Source organism: Halomonas sp. TA22, from assembly GCF_013009075.1.
Taxonomy (GTDB): domain Bacteria; phylum Pseudomonadota; class Gammaproteobacteria; order Pseudomonadales; family Halomonadaceae; genus TA22.
Window position 1 is genome coordinate 3657838 of record NZ_CP053108.1, and the last position, 18138, is coordinate 3675975.

General features: G+C 64.4%; 18 protein-coding genes and 1 riboswitch. Of the genes, 5 read left to right on the forward strand and 13 right to left on the reverse strand.

All coding sequences use genetic code 11. The annotated features are described in order from the left end of the window. Positions 1–7: 7 nt before the first annotated feature. From HJD22_RS17325 to cobT, 9 genes are all read right to left on the reverse strand, one after another. Entirely contained in the window at positions 8–874 is an 867-nt protein-coding gene (locus HJD22_RS17325; protein WP_208656788.1) for a cobalamin-binding protein, read from the reverse strand. A gap of 49 nt (positions 875–923) precedes the next feature. Further along, positions 924–2756, reverse strand: coding sequence for a TonB-dependent receptor (locus tag HJD22_RS17330; RefSeq protein ID WP_208654624.1), 1833 nt, complete (start codon positions 2754–2756; stop codon positions 924–926). Between the two features lie 125 nt (positions 2757–2881). Further along, positions 2882–3096: riboswitch (cobalamin riboswitch) on the reverse strand. Between the two features lie 44 nt (positions 3097–3140). Beyond that, positions 3141–3569, reverse strand: coding sequence for a bifunctional adenosylcobinamide kinase/adenosylcobinamide-phosphate guanylyltransferase (locus HJD22_RS17335; RefSeq protein ID WP_208654625.1), 429 nt, complete (start codon positions 3567–3569; stop codon positions 3141–3143). Further along, positions 3521–4162 carry a histidine phosphatase family protein gene (locus HJD22_RS17340; RefSeq protein WP_208654626.1) on the reverse strand — a complete coding sequence of 214 codons (642 nt, stop codon included), beginning with the start codon at positions 4160–4162 and terminating at the stop codon, positions 3521–3523. The genes HJD22_RS17335 and HJD22_RS17340 overlap by 49 nt, the downstream gene beginning before the upstream one ends. After that, a complete protein-coding gene (cobS, locus tag HJD22_RS17345) occupies positions 4114–4887 on the reverse strand; it encodes an adenosylcobinamide-GDP ribazoletransferase (RefSeq protein WP_208654627.1) in 774 nt (257 codons plus the stop codon). Before cobS ends, HJD22_RS17340 begins: the two co-directional genes overlap by 49 nt. Further along, positions 4884–5417, reverse strand: a complete 534-nt coding sequence (locus HJD22_RS17350; protein ID WP_208654628.1) for a bifunctional adenosylcobinamide kinase/adenosylcobinamide-phosphate guanylyltransferase — start codon at positions 5415–5417, stop codon at positions 4884–4886. Before HJD22_RS17350 ends, cobS begins: the two co-directional genes overlap by 4 nt. Further along, entirely contained in the window at positions 5414–6532 is a 1119-nt protein-coding gene (cobD, locus tag HJD22_RS17355) for a threonine-phosphate decarboxylase CobD (RefSeq protein WP_208654629.1), read from the reverse strand. Before cobD ends, HJD22_RS17350 begins: the two co-directional genes overlap by 4 nt. Beyond that, positions 6532–7533, reverse strand: coding sequence for an adenosylcobinamide-phosphate synthase CbiB (gene cbiB, locus HJD22_RS17360; protein WP_208654630.1), 1002 nt, complete (start codon positions 7531–7533; stop codon positions 6532–6534). Before cbiB ends, cobD begins: the two co-directional genes overlap by 1 nt. Next, positions 7530–8582, reverse strand: coding sequence for a nicotinate-nucleotide--dimethylbenzimidazole phosphoribosyltransferase (gene cobT, locus HJD22_RS17365; RefSeq protein WP_208656789.1), 1053 nt, complete (start codon positions 8580–8582; stop codon positions 7530–7532). Before cobT ends, cbiB begins: the two co-directional genes overlap by 4 nt. Positions 8583–8722: 140 nt before the next feature. Here cobT and HJD22_RS17370 point away from each other — a divergent pair, with 140 nt between their 5' ends. From HJD22_RS17370 to HJD22_RS17380, 4 genes are all read left to right on the forward strand, one after another. Beyond that, on the forward strand, positions 8723–9802 hold the full coding sequence (locus HJD22_RS17370; RefSeq protein ID WP_208654631.1) for a PA0069 family radical SAM protein: 1080 nt from the start codon (positions 8723–8725) through the stop codon (positions 9800–9802). A 54-nt stretch (positions 9803–9856) separates the two neighbouring features. Next, a complete protein-coding gene (locus HJD22_RS18035) occupies positions 9857–9979 on the forward strand; it encodes a hypothetical protein (protein WP_283101706.1) in 123 nt (40 codons plus the stop codon). A gap of 113 nt (positions 9980–10092) precedes the next feature. Continuing rightward, entirely contained in the window at positions 10093–10692 is a 600-nt protein-coding gene (gene cobO, locus HJD22_RS17375; RefSeq protein ID WP_208654632.1) for a cob(I)yrinic acid a,c-diamide adenosyltransferase, read from the forward strand. A 98-nt stretch (positions 10693–10790) separates the two neighbouring features. Next, complete coding sequence (locus tag HJD22_RS17380) at positions 10791–11495, forward strand: tellurite resistance TerB family protein (protein ID WP_208654633.1); 705 nt, start codon at positions 10791–10793, stop codon at positions 11493–11495. A 106-nt stretch (positions 11496–11601) separates the two neighbouring features. Here HJD22_RS17380 and HJD22_RS17385 read toward each other — a convergent pair whose 3' ends face one another. The 4 genes from HJD22_RS17385 to HJD22_RS17400 all read right to left on the reverse strand — a co-directional run bounded on the left by HJD22_RS17385 (position 11602) and on the right by HJD22_RS17400 (position 16829). Continuing rightward, complete coding sequence (locus HJD22_RS17385) at positions 11602–13407, reverse strand: acyl-CoA dehydrogenase C-terminal domain-containing protein (protein ID WP_208654634.1); 1806 nt, start codon at positions 13405–13407, stop codon at positions 11602–11604. Positions 13408–13560: 153 nt separating this feature from the next. Further along, positions 13561–14319 carry an SDR family NAD(P)-dependent oxidoreductase gene (locus HJD22_RS17390; RefSeq protein ID WP_208654635.1) on the reverse strand — a complete coding sequence of 253 codons (759 nt, stop codon included), beginning with the start codon at positions 14317–14319 and terminating at the stop codon, positions 13561–13563. A gap of 41 nt (positions 14320–14360) precedes the next feature. Further along, positions 14361–16031 carry an AMP-binding protein gene (locus HJD22_RS17395; RefSeq protein ID WP_208654636.1) on the reverse strand — a complete coding sequence of 557 codons (1671 nt, stop codon included), beginning with the start codon at positions 16029–16031 and terminating at the stop codon, positions 14361–14363. Between the two features lie 204 nt (positions 16032–16235). After that, on the reverse strand, positions 16236–16829 hold the full coding sequence (locus HJD22_RS17400; protein ID WP_208654637.1) for a TetR/AcrR family transcriptional regulator: 594 nt from the start codon (positions 16827–16829) through the stop codon (positions 16236–16238). Between the two features lie 88 nt (positions 16830–16917). Here HJD22_RS17400 and HJD22_RS17405 point away from each other — a divergent pair, with 88 nt between their 5' ends. Then, entirely contained in the window at positions 16918–18105 is a 1188-nt protein-coding gene (locus HJD22_RS17405; RefSeq protein WP_208654638.1) for an acetyl-CoA C-acyltransferase, read from the forward strand. The last annotated feature ends 33 nt before the right edge of the window (positions 18106–18138 follow it).

Below are 18138 nucleotides of genomic sequence, written 5' to 3' on the forward strand. Positions count from 1 at the left end.
GCTGGCCTCAGCGCTTGTCGCGGGCACGGTCGAGCTTCTCGCAGAACAGTCGGCTGCCTTCGAGCAGCCGCGGCGTGGGCCGCTGGATCAGCGACGGCGGCACGAAGTAGAGGTTGTCGCGCTCGATCGCCGTCAGGCTCGGGTACTGCTCCCAATGCGTCAGCCAGCCGCGGTTCTCCTCGCCCATGCCGCCGGCCAGTATCGCCTCGGGGTCGGCGGCGAGCACCGACTCGTCGTCGATGCGCGGCACCAGCCGTGAGAGTTCACCGAAGACATTGACGCCGCCACACAGGGTCAGCACCTTGCCGATCAGGTGCTCGTCGTTGATGGTCATCAGCGGCTCGTCCCACACCTGATAGAACACCGGCACCGGCTCGGCGTCGGCGTAGCGCTCGGCAAGTTCCGCCATTCCATCACGAAACTCGCTGGCCACACGCTCGCCCTCTTCCCGGGTATCAGCCAGCAGCGCCAGCAGCTCGATGGCACTGGAAACGCCCTCGAAGTCTCGTGGCTCGATATAGAACACCGGCATGCCCAGCGCCTCGATGGTCTCGAGCTGCTCGGGTGGGTTGCCGGTCATCCAGCCGATCACCAGGTCCGGATTCAATGTCACCAAGGCTTCCAGATCCATGCGAGTGTGGCTGCCTACGGACGGCACCTCTTGCGCCTCGGGCGGGTAGTCGCTGTAGGCCACCACCGCGACTACCTTCTCACCCGCTCCGGCGGCAAACACCAGCTCGGTGGCGCCAGGAGAAAGCGCGGCAATGCGGCTGGCCGGTGCCTCCAGGCACACCTCGCGGTCGCGGTCGTCGATGACACAGAGCGAATCAGCGCGCGCCTCGCCGGCCCCCAGACCTGACAGGACCAGGGCCAGCCAAGCACCGGAAAATGCAGCGGGGCCAAGGGCCCCGCCGAACCGGCCGCTACTGGCCGAAGTGAACACTGACGAAGGCCGCACGGCCGGCGTTGAGGTAGTCACGTGAGGTTTCGTACTCCTTGTCGAGTGCGTTCTCAACAGTGAAGCGAGCCGACCACAAAGGGGCGAACTGCCAGCCGGCACGCAGGTTGACCAGCCCGAAGCCGCCGAGGCGTTCTTCGTTCACGGCATCATTGTAGCGGTGATTCTGTACCACCCAAGAGCCACCCAGGCTCCACTCACCCAACTCACGGTCGACATCCAGGCGCATGCTTTGAGAAGCACGGCGCTGCAAGCGGTTGCCGGTCTCGCGGTTCTCGGGGTCGAGATAGGTGAGTGCCGCGGCCAAGGTCCAGTCATCGATCTGGGTGCCTGCGGAAAGTTCTATCCCACGAATGCGTGCCTCGTTGATGTTCATCGGCGTCCACAAACCACTATCGGTGGGCGCCCAGGCGATCATGTCGTCGAGATCGGTCTGGTAGACGGCCAGATCCCAGAAGTAGTGCTGATACTGCCCGCGAATGCCGACTTCGACACTCTCGGAGGTTTCCGGCCCCAGCTTGGGATTGCCGCTGCCCGGCCAGTAGAGATCATTGAAGGTGGGCGCCTTGAAGGCGGTGCCATAGCTGGCGCGCAGCGTATGGTAATCGTCCAGCGCGAAGCCCAGTGCCAGGTTGCCCGTCACTTCGTCGCCGAAGTCCGCATAGTCGTCGTAGCGCAGGCTGGCCTGGACGGTGAACGGGGCGAAATCGAACAGTGCCTGGGTGAAAACAGCGATATTGTCACGGCTGTCACGGTCGTAGTCATTGCTGCTGGAGACACGATCCTCGGCGTACTCGGCACCGGCAATCAGCTCATGGGCGCCCATGTCGAAGGTGTTCTCCCAGCGCGCGGTACGCGTACGGGTGTCGATCGCCGAGACACTGGCCGGACTCCACTGTGTCGCATCGCTGTAGTTGTCGCTCTCGTCGCGCGCCTCGCTCAGGGTCACGCGGCTGCGCCAGTGATCGGTGATCGGCAACTCGCCGTAGACGCCCGCCACCTGCTGGACGAAATCGATCTCACCGGTATCGTATTCGCTGTTCCCTCGGGCGCGCAGTGCCAGTACCCCGATTTCGCCCCCCCCGTCAAAGATGTGCGAAAGCCGCGCGAAGCCGGTGGTGTTATCGAACCCTTTATCCTCACCCTCGCGCCTAATCGCGGCGCCATCGGTGGAGAAGTGGCTGCCGGCGAAGCTGTAGCGGGTACCGCCACTGCTACCGGACAGTCCCGCCGTATAGCGCTGGGTATCGAACGAGCCGCCTCCGGCCGAGATGAAGGGTTGAGGAGCCCCCTCTTCTCCCTCGCGAGTGAGCAGTTGCACCACCCCGCCCACGGCGTCGGCCCCATATAGACTGCCACGCGGGCCGCGTACGATTTCGGCGCGCTGGAACATGCGCGGATCGAGATACTGCCAGGAAGCCCCGCCGGCAGTGGCCGAGCGCAGCCGGATGCCATCGATCATCAGCAGCGTCGAGTCGTTGCTGGTGCCGCGAATGTAAACGCTGCTGCTCTTGCCGTAGGTGCCATTGCTCTGAATATCCACCCCCGGCTGGCCGCGCAGCAGCTCGGTCAGGCTGGTGGGATCCTGGCGGCGCAGGGTGGCCTCGTCGAGCACGGTGACCGAAGCGAGACTCTGCTCGGCGGTACGGGGAGCAAGCGCTGCCGTGACCACCACGGGATTGAGCGTGAGCGACTCGTCCCGGGCGGCAGTGTCAGAGGGGGATTGGGCGACTGCCGCCAATGGCGCGCAGCACAGGCACAACGCGGCCAGGTTGTGGCCGGTAATTCTGCTTTTCATGGTGTTTCCCTTGCTCGCCGTGCTCACCCGCACGGCCGGATTCTTTTAATTGCCGGTGCAATGGGAAACGAAGGGATAGGGTAAACGAGGTGCGCGATCCGCCCTGCCCCTGGGCCGCCCACCGCAACCAGGTATGCTCTCAAGGCCGGTCTCCGGGCTTGCGAGCGAAGCGATGGATCGCTTGCGGACCGTCGCCTTCCCATGCGCTGAGGCGCACAGTGGCAACTTGACGGACCTTGACTCGCTTACCGTTGCGGGGGCAGCGTCGGAATGACTGAAAAGCGCACCGACTTCCCGTTTAACCTGGCATGTGCCAGGCACCTGTGAGAGCGCGTAACCTAGCAACAAGGCCACCAGGCGTCAACGCAGTGCAGCGAGCCGCCGCTAGATCAATGGCTTGACCAGGCCATGGCGCACATGCCAGACCGCTTTCGAGCGCGCGGCAGCGTCTTGGGCAAGCCAGCCATTGAGGTCGCGAAGGCGGCGAGCGACAGGTGACATGGGCACGATGCCTCGCCCCATCTCCAGCATGACAAGCACCACCGCAGCGTTCTGCTCGACCTCCCAGTCCCGCAAGTCGTCGAGGGTCGAACACAACTCCGCCCTGAGTCGGTCGTTGTCGCTTGAGCGGTGAAGCGCTGTCTCGATCCAGCGCTCCCACCCCTCGAGCACCAGGCAGCCTTGCCCGTCGGCATGGCCTCGCCACTCCTCGAGCATCTTGCCGTCATAGGCCGAATGCCAGCATGGCGACGCAACCCGCGCGTTTACCGCGGCACGCTTGCCGGCGCAGGTACCGCCGATGAAGAACAGCATTGCCACTCCCCCTGCCGATGGATGAAGGTGAGCTGGCGCCCCTCACCCTGGTTGACGCTCCCCTCCCAGAAGTCGACCCCCTCGAAGCGCCGGCGCAGCTCACGGATCACGCCGCCATGGGCCACCGCAAGCACCTGGCGGTGACCTTCGGCCTCGGCTCTTGCCAGCAGGTCGACGAACCAGGCCTCGAGACGCGCCCGCAACTGGGCCGCCGACTCACCACCGGGCGGCGCCTGCTCGCCACGACTATCGATCCAGGCACGATAGGCGGGCCGCTGCTCGAGTTCATCATAAGTCCGCCCTTCGTAATCGCCGAAATCGAGTTCACGCAAGCGAGCATCGAAGCGTGGCGCGTGAGCATGGGCATGCCCCTCCATGACGTGCGCCAGGGACTGGCGGCAGCGGATCAGGTCGCTACAGTAGAGAGCGTCGAACGCAAGCGGGCTCAGCGCCTCGCGCAGCGTGTCCAGCGCCGGCAAGGCATCCGGCAGCAGCAGCGGGATATCGCGCTGGCCCTGGTAGCGCCGCTCCCGGTTCCAGCGCGTCAGCCCATGACGGACGACCACCAGATCCAGCCGATCAGCAACAGCCATAACTCTCCTCCCTCGATTGCAGCGCCCACGATATCGCCGTTGACTCCCTTGAAGCTTCGCACCATCAGCAGCGCGTAGAGCAGCAGAAATGGCAGTAGCGCCCCGCACAGCAGCAACCAGCCCGGCTGCACCGCTTCCGGAAAGAGCAGACCAAGTGCGACAAGCGGCACGAGGGAGAGCAGCAGATCGCGCGCTCCCAGATGCCGCTTCCAGGTCCAGGCCAGGCCCTCGGGTCGCGCCGCCGGCGCCAGCACCAGCAGTGCCACGGCGCAAAAGCGCCCCAGGGCGATGATCGCAATCAACATACCGAGACTCACCCCAGCCACGAGCAATGCCCACAGTAGTGCCCCTTTCCAGGCCAGCAGAAAGAGCAGTGCTATGATGCCGAAACTGCCGACATGGGGATCCTTCATGATCGCGAAGCGACGCTCGAGCGGTGCATTGCTGCCCAGCGCATCGGCCAGATCCATCACGCCATCCAGGTGCAATCCACCGCTCAGCGCCACCCACAGCGAGAGCAGCGCAAGCGCCAGCAGCGGCATCGGCAGCCAGCTGTCGAGCCACTGCCCAGCCAGTGCCAGGATGCCTCCCAGCAGCGCTCCCACCAATGGATAGCAACGCACCGCCCAGCGGCTGGTCGCAGGCGTCCAGGGACACTCGACCGGTATCGGCAAGCGGGTCAGGAACTGGATCGCCAGCAGTAGACCATGGCCGGCATCTCTCATTGGGCGCGCTTCCATGTCTGGGCAAGACCGGCGACGATCTGGATGACCTCGTCGGCCTCTTTGGCGACCAGGCGGTGTATGCGCTGCAGGAATGCCAGGTAGCGCCAAGTCTCATCATCAGTGGGCGGCTGACCCTCGTTGATATCGTTGGAGACGATCACCAGCGCAATACCCCGAGCGCGGGCCTCCTCCAGCAGTGCCCTCATCATCGCCTCCCCCTGCGTCTCGTCAAGCGCACTGTCGTACAGCCACTGGCTTGCCCACAGCGTCAGACAGTCGAGCAGCAGCGTGCTGCCGGATTCCACCTGTGCCAAGGCCGCGGCAATATCCACCGGCGCTTCGAGGGTCGTCCAGCTTGGCCCGCGCGAATGACGATGGCGTGCGATGCGCTCGCCCATCTCGCCATCCGACACCCTGGCAGTCGCCAGATAGTAGAGTCCGCCAGCGCGCACGCGCTGCCACTCGAGCGCCAGGGATTCCGCCACAGCGCTCTTGCCGGAGCGCGCCCCTCCACTGATGAAGGCGATCATGCCTGACTCCGCCAGGCCGCCAGGGCCATCAACAGACGCGCGTTATCGGCTCGCGTGCGCACCGCCACCCGTAGCCAGGCGCCCGAAATGCCGGCGAAGTTGTGGGTGTGGCGCGCAAGGATGCCCTCCTGCAGCAGGAACTCGAACAACCGTGGCGTCGCCTGGGGGCGGCGGGCATCCTGGAACAGCAGGAAGTTGACCTGTGATGGCACCACCCGAAACGCCATTTCTTCCAGCGCCTGGCGCAGCCGCGGCAGTTCGGCCGCAAGCCAGTCATGGGTGCGCTGGACGTATGCACGATCCTCGAGCAGCGGCGCGACCAGATCAGCGGCGAGAGAATTGATGCTCCACGGCATCTGCCGGTCGGCGGCGCGCTGCACCGTCTCGGCATTCGCCAGCAGATAGCCGAGCCGCAACCCGGGAATCGCGTAGAGCTTGGTCAGCGAGCGCAGCAGGATCAAGTTGTCGTAGCGGGACAACAGCGGGGTCAGCCGCGCCTCGAAGGACAGGAAGTCGACGAAGGCTTCATCTACCACCAGCGTGCAGCCATGCTCGCGGCCTGCCTGGAGCATGCGCTCGATCAAGTCCCGCTCGATGAGGGTGCCAGTGGGATTATTGGGCCGGCATAGCAACACCACCCCTGCGTCTTGCATCGCCCCGATGGCGCTGGCCTCCTCCAGAGAAAAATGAGGGGCCTCTAGCGCCAACGTGCGGACTTCGAGGCCATAGTGACGACAGGCCCGGTCATACTCGCCGAAAGTGGGCTGTATGATCACCGCCCGCCCGGGACCTGATCGCCTTGCATGCAGGGCCACGGCGAGAAAGATCGCTTCTGCCCCACCGTTGGTCAGCAGCACCCGGTCGACAACGACGCTCTCAGCGTCGGCAATCGCCTGGCGCGCATGGACGTAGCGCGGATCGGGATAGCGGGCGAGACCATCGAGGGTGGCGGACGCGCGCTGCGAAAGCCATGCGGGTGGCCCCAGCGGATTGATATTGGCACTGAAATCGATCAGCTCATGGTCGCTTGCCAGACCGAAACGAGCCAGCAGCGGTTCGGGTTGCCCGCCATGGCTTGGCCACTCATCGATCATCGTCTCTCCCAGCTTTGCCATTATCCGCTCCAATGCAAGCCTATCGGCACGAACGCGACCAACGCTATCAACACAACCAACAGCACGACGAAACCGATCCAGCCGGCGTGCATCAGCTGAATGGTGCGGCGGATATGCTCAACATGCAGAGGCTCGCTCGGCTCGCCCAGGGTCGCACGCTGCGAAACGTGACCCGCATAGACATTGGTGCCCCCCAGTTGTACGCCGAGCAGCCATGCCACCATCGCCTCGGGCCAGCCGGCGTTGGGGCTCGGATGGCGCGGTGCGTCACACCAAGTGCCTCTCAGCGCCCCTTGCATACGCGCACCGGGCACTCCCCATGCCGCCAGCCACAGGGTCAAAGCGGTCAGTCGTGCCGGTATCCAGTTGGCCAGATCATCGAGCTTGGCCGAGGCGTAGCCAAAATCGGTGTGGCGTTCATTGCGATAGCCAACCATCGAGTCCAGCGTATTGATCGCCTTGTAGGCGAGCGCTAGCGGGGCGCCGCCCAGCAGCGCCCAGAACAGCGGCGCGGTGATGCCATCGACGCCGTTCTCGGCCACCGTCTCCACGCTGGCACGGACCACCCCGGCCTCGTCGAGTTCGCGGGTGTCGCGGCCGACGATCATCGACAGCGCCTGTCTCGCGCCCACCAGGTCGCCCTCTCCCAAGGGCACGGCGACCGCCAGGGCAGCATCGCGCAGCCCCTTGATGGCAAGCGTCGTTGCCAGCAACCACAGTTCGGCCAGCAGGCCAAGCCAGGGGTGCAGGCGCGTCAGCATCACGATGATACCCCAGGCAAGCGCATAGACGCCGAGCACTACCGTGAGCGTGAGCAGCAGGCCCTTCGCTCGCCGGGCAGCAGGCGAGCCTGAATTCCATCTGCGCTCCAGATACGCGATGACGTGACCCATGCCGACCACCGGGTGCGGCAGAGTGCGCGGATCACCGATCAGTAGATCGAGAGCAATGGCCAGCAAAAGCAGAACCAGCAGTGACCCGCTCAGTGGCTCGACGCTCATGGGCTGGGCGCGTCTCGCCCCACGCCCGCCGAGGCGAAGGTGGCCATCTCCGAAAGCATGCGCGTCGCCGCCTGCAGTATCGGATAGGCCAGCGCCGCCCCGGTACCCTCACCAAGGCGTAACTCAAGATCGAGCAGCGGCTCGCCCTCCAGCAGCGCCAGCGCAACCTCATGCCCAGGCTCGCGGGAGCGGTGGCCGAAGATCATCGCACGGCGCGCCTCGGGACGCAGCCGGCAGGCGACCAGCGCTGCCACCGTGGCGATGAAGCCATCCACCAGCACCGGCGTGCGGCGAGCTGCCGCGCCCAGATAGGCCCCGGTCATGGCAGCGATCTCGAGCCCACCCAGCTTGGTCAACACCTCGAGCGGATCCTCGGCATCCGCCCGGCGCCCCTCGATGGCACGCTCGATGACCGAGCGCTTGTGAACCAACCGCTCAGCCTCGATTCCGGTACCGGGACCCACCAGCTCATCCAGCGGACTGCCGCTGAGTACCGCCAGCAGCGCACTACTGGCGGTGGTGTTGGCGATCCCCATCTCGCCGACGATCAGACAGCGGCAGCCGGCCTCCAGGGCGCGGTTGGCGGCGCGAATACCCACCTCGATGGCGCACACCGCCTGCTCGCGGGACATGGCGTCTTCGCAAACGATGTTGGCCGTGCCTGGCCTGACCTTGTCATGCACCAAGCCATCCCCTTCGAGCTGACTTGCGACCCCTACGTCGACGACCTCCAGACGCGCGCCGATCTGCCGGGCGAAGGCGTTGATCGCCGCCCCGCCGGCGACGAAGTTGGCCACCATCTGCGCGGTGACCTCCTGGGGGAAAGCCGAGACGCCCTCGGCGGCCACGCCATGATCGGCGGCAAACACCAGCACTCCGGGCGGCGCGACCTTGGGAAAGTCCTGCCCGGTGATGTGGGCAAGCTCGACGGCTAGTGACTCCAGTCGCCCCAGGCTGCCCGGCGGCTTGGTCAAGGTGTCGAGATAGGCGGCCACACGCTTGCCGGCCTCGCGATCGGGCCCGGCAAGGGTGGCTAGGGTAGCGTTCAGCACGGCGGCTCCTGGGAAAAACAAAGCGACGATATTAGCAGATGTCTTACAGCGTGCAGGCTTGTGAGCCTCTGGCCGCCTCACTATACTGTATTTATTTACAGTTATCTCTCGACGACATGCGAAGGCAGGAGGAGCCCATGAGCTCGCAGAAGCCGCAACCTTCACTGGCGCGCAAGGGCCGGGGCGCCACCTTCGATCCCCACAACCGCTTTGCGCCTACCCAGAGCGAGGCCGTCGACGATGGCTGGTGGCAGGAGGAGGCGCCACTGCGTATCGCCACCGAGGTGCGCGACGAGGCGACCAAGAGCGCGCTCTCCTGGAACCGTTCGCCGGACTTGGGCTTCGACCGCTCGATCAATCCCTACCGCGGATGCGAGCATGGCTGCATCTATTGTTATGCCCGGCCAAGCCATGCTTACTGGGACCTCTCGCCCGGGCTCGATTTCGAGACCAAGCTGATCGCCAGGACCGGGCTGGTGGAACGTCTGAAGGAGGAGCTATGCAAGCCGGGCTACGTATGCCGGCCGATCAACCTCTCGGGCAATACCGACTGCTATCAACCCCTCGAGGCCGAGCGCGGTACCACCCGGGCGATTTTGGAACTGCTGCTGGAGTGCCGCCACCCGGTCACGCTGGTGACCAAGAGCGCCCTGATTCTGCGTGACACCGACCTGCTCGCTGCCATGGCGGAGAAGCGCCTGGTGCGGGTGTTCGTCAGCTTGACCAGCCTCGATGCCGAGCTGAAGCGCTCTCTGGAACCACGCACCGCCTCGCCCCAAGCGCGCCTTAGGGTGATCCGCGAGCTGAACATCGCCGGCGTGCCGGTGGGCACGCTGCTGGCCCCGATGATCCCCGGCCTCAACGACCATGAGCTCGAAAAGCTGCTCGAGGCCGCCAGCCGCGCCGGCGCGCGCACCGCTGGCTGGGTGCTGCTGCGCCTGCCCCATGAGGTCGCGCCGCTGTTCGAGGCCTGGCTTGCCGAACACTATCCCGAACGTGCCGCCAAGGTGATGAGCTTGATGCGACAATGCCGCGGGGGCGAGACCTATGACGCCCGGTTCGGCAATCGCATGCGCGGCGAAGGGGTCTTTGCCGAGCTGCTCTCCCAGCGCTTTCGCAAGGCGAGTCGCCGGCTCGGCATGCAGGATCGCGCCGAGATGGGGCTCGATTGCAGCGGCTTCCGTCCGCCCCACGCCCAAGGCGACCTGTTCACCTGACGACGACTCCCTTGGGTAAGATGGCGCGCATACAAATGATAGGGAATAGACGCGATGAGCGCCGCTCACGGCAAGCCACTGCTAGCACTCTGGCACTGGCCCGCCGATGGTGAGCCGCACCTCGCCAAGGCTGAGGGGCGCCTGCGCTTCAAGCGCTTCGCGGTCGGAGAGCGCTAGCGTGAAGTCGCCCTGTAGCGCGACGCCGTACTGACGCCGTCCGCCGGCTGGCGTACCCTTTACTCGAATGCCCTCTACACGAATGCCACCAGCATGTCCTACCGGGAGTCCGCATGAGCGATCGCGAAACGCGCCACAAACAGGCGATGCAGAAGCTGAAGACGCATGTCGACGAAAAGGCCGCCATGGCCACCGAGCAGCGTGGCCTGCTGCTGGTCTTCACCGGCAATGGCAAGGGCAAGACTACCGCCGCCTGGGGCACGGTGACCCGCGCGCTGGGCTACGGCTATTCGGTGGGGGTCATCCAGTTCATCAAGGGACTCTGGGAGTGCGGTGAACGCGAACGACTGCATGACGACGCCAACCTGCAGATGGCGGTGATGGCCACCGGATTCACCTGGGACACTCAGAATCGCGAGAGCGATACCCAAGCCTGCCTGGAAGCCTGGCGCGAGGCGGAAAGGATGCTGTCCGACCCCTCGCTCTATCTGGTGGTGCTCGACGAGATCACCTACATGCTCAAGTTCGGCTATCTTGACATCGATGTAGTCAAACGCGCCTTGGAGCATCGCCCACCGGAACAGACCGTCATCGTGACGGGACGTAACGCTCACCGTGAACTGGTGGCCATGGCCGATACGGTTACCGAGATGCAGGAGGTCAGGCATGCCTTCAATAGCGGAGTCCAGGCTCGGCGCGGCATCGACTATTAAGCATAGAGCATGTAAACATGCGGGCATGAACTGGTAACGTTGACGGCAACGGGAGTATCGTGCTGTCTATACGGTCAACAATCGATAAGGAGCGTTACATGAATGCCAAGGAAATTTTCGACATGGTGTTGAAACAGGCAACCGGCGGGCGCGTTGACAGCAACAATGTGTTCGATCGGCTGGCCCAGTCGCTCTCCTCTCAGTCCACGGACGCCAAAGGCGCCTACGGCGGGGGCGACAATGTCGAGCTGCGCAGCCTGGTGAGCGGCGGCATGCTGGGACTGCTGCTCGGCACTAGACCTGGCCGCAAGCTGGGCGGCAAGGCGCTCAAGTACAGCATGATCGCAGGCCTAGGCGTCTATGCCTGGAACGCCTGGCAGGAGTATCAGTCGCAGCAGCATGGCGAACGCACCCCAGACCAGGGCCCCTCGCTAAAGCAACTGCAGGGAGCGGCGCAGGAGCAGCGTAGCCTGCTGCTATTGCAGGCGATGATCATGGCCTCGCGGGCCGATGGCAATTTCGATGATACCAAGAAAGCCAAGCTGACCGAGCAGATCGATGCCCTGGGTGCCGACACCGAACTACACGCCTGGGTCGAGGAGCAGTTCCAGGCACCGCTCGATTTCGAATCCTTGGCACGTCAGGCCGATTCGCATCAGGCGGCCCGCGAGATCTACATGGTCAGCGTGGCGATGATCGAAGGGCAGCCCCCGGTGGAACGGCCGTGGCTGGAAGAGCTGGCCAAGGCGCTGGGTCTTTCGCCAAGCGAGGCACGCGAGCTGCAACGCCAGGCCCTGGCCTAAAAAAACGGCGGCCCTAGGGCCGCCGTGAAGAAAAGGTCAGAGCGCCTGACCGAGAGAGACTTTTCATACGCCCCGCTTGTCGGGGCGCTTCGATGTAAGACCAACGTCAGATTTCGAAGCCCAGTCCGAAATCCTCTGCAGATATTGCCATCAGCGAACCGGCGCCCGCCTGGATCATCTGGGCATGGGCGCGGGTACGCGGCAGCAACCGCTGGTAGAAGAAGCGAGCGGTGTCGAGCTTGGCCTTGTAGAAGGCTTCCTCACCGCCCCCGAGTGCCTGGCTTGCCTGCTTGGCGGCCCGCGCCCATAGATAGGCCAGCGTCACATAACCGGAGTACATCAGGTAGTCGACGCTCGCCGCACCGACTTCTTCGCGATCCTGCATCGCCTTCATGCCCACGCCCATGGTCAGCTCGCCCCATTCGGCGTTGAGCTTGGCCAGGGGCCCGACGAACTCCTTGAGCGCGGCGTTATCGGCCTCTGCCTGGCAGAATTTGTGGATCTCCTTGGTGAAGACCTTGAGATTCTCGCCTTGGCTCATCAGTACCTTGCGGCCCAGCAGGTCGAGGGCCTGAATACCGGTGGTGCCCTCATAGAGACGCGTGATCCGCGAATCGCGCACCAATTGCTCCATGCCCCACTCCTGAATGAAGCCATGGCCGCCGAAGACCTGCACCCCTTCGTTGGTCGCTTCGAAGCCCGCTTCGGTGAGGAACGCCTTGACGATCGGCGTCAGCAGACCAAGCAGCGTTTCGGCTCGCTCGCGCTCCTCGGCATCCGGGCCATGCTCGACTAGGTCGACCATCTGCGCGGTATACATCACCAGCATTCGCCCGCCCTCGGCGAAGGCCTTCTGGGTCAGCAGCATGCGACGCACGTCGGGATGCACGATGATCGGATCGGCCGGCTTCTCGGGCGCCTTGGGGCCAGAGAGCGAGCGCATCTGCAGACGGTCGCGGGCATAGGCCAGGGCATTCTGGAAGCTCGCCTCGGTCAGGCCCAACCCCTGGATACCGACGCCGATACGCGCCACGTTCATCATGGTGAACATGTACGACAGCCCCTTGTTGGGCTGGCCGATCATGAAACCGCGGGCATTGTCGAAGTTCATCACGCAGGTGGCGTTGCCGTGAATCCCCATCTTGTGCTCGAGCGAGCCGCAGGAAACGCCATTACGCTCGCCCGGATTGCCGGCGGCATCGGGCAGATACTTGGGCACCACGAACAGCGAGATTCCCCTGGAACCCTCAGGCGCATCGGGCAATTTGGCGAGCACCAGGTGGACGATGTTCTCGGCCAGGTCGTGATCGCCCGCGGAGATGAAGATCTTGGTGCCGCTGATATCGTAACTGCCATCGGCACCGGGCACCGCGCGGGTCTTGATCAGGCCAAGATCGGTACCGCAGTGCGGTTCGGTCAGGCACATGGTACCGGTCCACACGCCCTCGACCAGCTTGGTGAGGTAGGTGGCCTTCTGCTCGTCGCTGCCGTGGTGGCGCAGCGCATCGGCGGCGCCGTGGGAGAGCCCCGGATACATGCCCCAAGCCAGGTTGGTGGCGCAGATCATCTCGGAGAGCACCATGCCAAGCGAGTGCGGCAACCCCTGGCCACCGAATTCCGGCTCGGCGGATAAGCTAGGCCAGCCCCCCTCGACATACTGCTGGTAGGCTTCCTTGAAACCTTTGGGCGCTTTGACTTCCCCGCCCTCCAACAGGCAGCCCTCCTGATCGCCGCTCTGATTGAGCGGTAGCAGCACTTCGCGAGTGAATCGCGCACCCTCTTCGAGAATCGCGCTCACCACGTCGGGTGAGGCATCCTCGCCGCCCGGCAGTCGGGCGTAGTGGGCAGGATAGTCGAACAGTTCATCCATCACGAAGCGCAGGTCGCGCAGGGGGGCCTGATAATCGGGCATCTCGTTCTCTCCTGGAGGTCGTGAAGCGGACCTGCACGGCACTCATCTGGCCCGCTTCAAACATGCGTTTGAAACTAGCCAGTCGGAGAGTTCGAGTCAAGCGTTCGTTTAAAAACCGGATACGACCTTGGTCGTGTCCAGCCAGGCGATCGCCTACTGCATACGGATACCGCCATCCAGGCGAATCACCTCGCCATTAAGCATCGGATTGATGATGATCTGCTCGGCCAGCAAAGCGAACTCCTGAGGCTTGCCCAGGCGTTTGGGGAAAGGCACGGCCGCAGAGAGTGCGGCCACGGCCTTCTCCGGTAGATCGCCCATCATGGGCGTTTCAAACACACCGGGGGCGATACTCATTACCCGAATGCCATGACGCGAGAGCTCCCGCGCCAGCGGTAGCGTCATACCGACCACGCCCGCCTTGGAACCGCTGTAGGCGGCCTGCCCTACCTGGCCATCGAAGGCCGCCACCGAGGCGGTGGTAACGATTACTCCACGCTCGTCATCCTCCCCCGGTGGATTGGCGACCATTGCCGCCGCGGCCAGGCGCAGCACATTGAAGGTTCCCACCAGATTGATCTCGATGGTACGCGCAAAGGCCACGAGATCTGCGGGATTGCCCTCACGGTCCAGCAGCTTGGCCACGCTGACCACCCCGGCGCAGTGCACCACTCCGGAAAACCCGCCTAACGCCACGGCTTGATCCATCGCCGCCTGCATGTCGGCTTCGGAGGTGACGTCGCCACGCACTGCCACGGCGCCCGCACCGAGCCGTTCGGCCAGGGCCTCTATCTTGTCGCTCAGGTCACTCAGCATCACCCGAGCGCCCCCGGCGATCAGTCGCTCGGCGGTGGCCGCCCCAAGTCCCGAGGCAGCACCGGTAATCAGAAAGGTATTGTCCTGCAGCTGCATTCAGGCTCTCCCGCACGCATTGATATTAGGAATTTGTCCGCTCATGACGCGGGACTCTCGCCAGCGGCTTCCGCTGCGGCCTGGGCACGCAGCTTGAAGCGCTGGATCTTGCCACTGGGTGTCTTGGGTAGTGCATCGACAAATTCGATCACCCGGGGAAAGGCATGGGTGGAGAGGCGCTCGCGTACCTGCTGGCGAATCTCGTCGGCCAGGGCGTCGCTGGGCTCATAGCCCTCGCGCAGCACGATGAATGACTTGATGATCTCACCGCGAATCTCGTCGGGCTTGCCGACCGCCGCGGACTCCGCCACGGCCGGATGCGTCATCACGCTGTTCTCGACATCGGTCGGGCCGACCCGGTAGCCGGCGGTGGTGATGATGTCGTCGTCACGTCCGGCAAACTGGAAGGTACCATCCTCCTGACGCACGACCACATCCCCGGTCAGATAGTAGCCTTCGGCGAAGGGGTGCTTCTCCTGCCAGGTGTAGCCGGCGAAGAAGTGGGCGGGAGAGGCGGCGATATCCACCGCCAGCACGCCGGGTTCCCCCGCCGGGAGCTCATTGAATTCGGCATCCAGAATCGCCAGCCGGTAGCCCGGCAGCGGCACGCCCATGGCGCCGACGTGCTTGGGGTGGCCGAGCGCATGGTGATTGCAGCAGGTCATGCCAGTCTCGGTCTGCCCATAGTGGTCCATGACCGGACAGCCCAGCGAGCGCTCCACCCATCCCACCACCTCGGTATTGAGGGGCTCGCCCGCCGAGCTTGCAACGCGCAGCGAGAGTGTGCGGTGCGCATCGTCAAACAGTCCCGAGGCCTTCATCAACCGGTAGGCGGTGGGAGCGGCGGCGAAGTTGGTGATGCCGTGGCGCTGCATGAAGCCAAGCGCTCCCTCGGCACTGAAGCCCTCCTCGCAGAAGTGAGTGGTCACCCCCAGCAGCAGCGGGCCGGCAATGGCATAATAGAGTCCGTAGGCCCAGCCGGGGTCGGCCATGTTCCAGAAGCGGTCCTCCTCGCGCAGATCGATGGCAAGCTCCATATAGAGCGCGAAGGCCGGCATCGCCGAGAGCGGCACCGCCACCCCCTTGGGCTTGCCCACCGTACCGGAGGTGAACATCTGCAGGAACGGGACGTCCGCTGCAAGCCTGGGCGGCACCTCCTGGATCGGCTCATGGGCAAGCGCCGTCTGCCAGTCGAGATCATCCACATGGGCGGCATCCGCCCCACCCACGCACAGCACTATCGGGCAGTGCGAGATGCCATCGAACTTGAAGCGATTGGCACGGTCGGTAATGACCAGCTTGCTGCCGGCACGTTCCAGGCGATACTCCACCGCATCGGGCCCGAAGGCGGTGAACAACGGCTGATAGACGGCGCCGATACGCCAGGTAGCCAGCACCGCTATCAGCAGCTCCGGCGTGCGTGGCAGCATACAGGCAATGCGATCGCCCACGCCCAGCCCATGCAGCCGGAACCAGCCGGCCAGCCTCGCGCTGGCTGTTTCAAGCTCGGCATAGGTGAGGCGCGTGACCTTGCCCTGGCCATCCTCATGCACCAGCGCCTCGCGCTGGCCGAGTCCGGCACGCAGATGACGACCACAGCAGGATTCGTAGGCGTTGAAGCAACCATCTTGATGGTCATCGAGACGTGCGATCACTTCATCGATCGAGAACTTTTGAAGGTACTGGCGATACTCTTGTGGCGTTTTTGTCATTATGTTCTCCATTGCCCGGTGTCCGTCCCGGGACATCACTTGTCTTTGACGTAAACGTTAAGTTATGTGATGCACGATAACTTCCCAAGCAAGCGCTTGGTACAACGCTAGAATGAAACGTTATCGGCGGCAAGCCGCCAAGATGATGAAGAGACTAGACAATGGTCTTGAAGAACAGAAAGAGCCATCAGGCGCATCGCACGCTCAGCCCCGTAGGCTCGCGCTCCCGGGTGGCGTGATCATGCCGATCAGCTCGGAAGCCAGCTCCTCCGGGGTACGCGAACCGGCGGGGTCGTACCAGCGCACCGTCCAGTTCAGCGCACCGAGCACGAAGCGCGATACCAGGAAGGTATCGCCACGAATCAGACCGGCAATGACGGCATCATCGATGACCTCCTGCCACAGCGCCTCGTAGGCATCACGCAGATGGCTCAGATGTTCGCGCGCTTCCGCGTCCAGGCGACGCCACTCGTAGAGGGCAACCACATGGGCGTTGCGGTCGGTAAGCAGAGTCTCGAGATGAGCGCGTGCCATGGCATGCAGCCGCGCTTCCGGGGTGCCATCACAGCTGGCCAGTGCCTCGCGGGCGATCGTCAGGGCGTTCTCGGTGCCCTCCTCGATCACCGCACAGAGGATCTCCTGCTTGTCGCGGAAGTGGTGGAACAAGCTGCCGGACTTGATGCCCATCTCATGGGCCAGCATGCGCACCGTGGTGCGATCGAAGCCCTCCTGTACGAACAGCTGGGCGGCGAGCCGGGTCAGCTCCTTGCGGCGGGGAGAGTCGTTCACTACATTCATCGCATTTACACTAGCGCTTGCTTGGTTATGCTTGAGCAGAACATAGCCCCCGCCAACGGTCAACGGGCTTGAAACCAGGAGGCTTCAAATGGCCAACTCGCACGATATCGTCATTCTCTCCGCCGCTCGCACCCCGATGGGCGGCATGCTCGGCAGCCTCGCCAGCGTCACCGCCCCGGAGCTGGGCGCCGTTGCCATCCGCGCCGCCATCGAACGCGCCGGTATCGAGGCCGATGAGCTCGACGAAGGAATCATGGGCTGCGTGCTGCCCGGCGGCGTCAAGCAGGGACCCGCTCGCCAGGCGATGCGCCAGGCCGGCGTGCCGGACAGCATCGGTGCCACCACCATCAATAAGCTGTGCGGCTCGGGCATGAAAGCGGTGATGCTGGCCCACGACCTGATTCGCGCCGGCAGCGGCGAGGTGATGCTGGCCGGCGGCATGGAGTCGATGTCCAATGCCCCGCACCTGTTGACCCGCGCCCGGCACGGCTATCGCCTGGGCCACGGCGAGCTTAGAGATCACATGTTCCACGACGGCCTTGAGGATGCCGAGACCGGCAAGCTGATGGGCGCCTTTGCCCAGGCCATCGCCGACGAGCGCGGCTACTCCCGCGAGCGCATGGATGACTTCGCCATCGCCTCCCTGGAGCGGGCCATGGGTGCCCATGAAGCGGGTCATCTGAGCGCCGAGATGGCACCGGTCACGGTCAGTTCGCGCCAGGGCGATACCCTGGTCGAGTACGACGAGCAACCCTTCCAGGCCAAGCTCGACAAGATCCGCACCCTGCGCCCAGCTTTCGCCAAGGACGGCACCATCACCGCCGCCAATGCAAGCTCCATCTCCGATGGCGCCTCGGCGCTGGTGCTGGCCAGCCAGGCGGCCGCCAATGCCCATGGCCTTCGCTCCATCGCTCGCATCCTTGGCCACAGCACCCATTCACAGCACCCCAGCGAGTTCACCATCGCCCCGGTGGGTGCGGTGAGTAAGCTGCTCGACACGCTCGACTGGAGCGTGGATGACGTCGACCTGTTCGAGATCAACGAGGCCTTCGCCGTGGTCACCCTGCTGGCCATGGATGGACTCGGCATTCCCCATGACAAAGTCAACGTGTTCGGCGGCGCCTGCGCCCAGGGCCACCCCATCGGCTCGACGGGGTCGCGGATCATCGCCACCCTGATCAATGCCCTGCGCGTCAAGGGCGGCAAGCGCGGTATCGCCAGCCTGTGCATCGGTGGCGGTGAGGCCACCGCAGTCGCCATCGAGTTGACCGACTGAGCTTGCCGATGCCCCCTCATCAAGCCGCCCTTG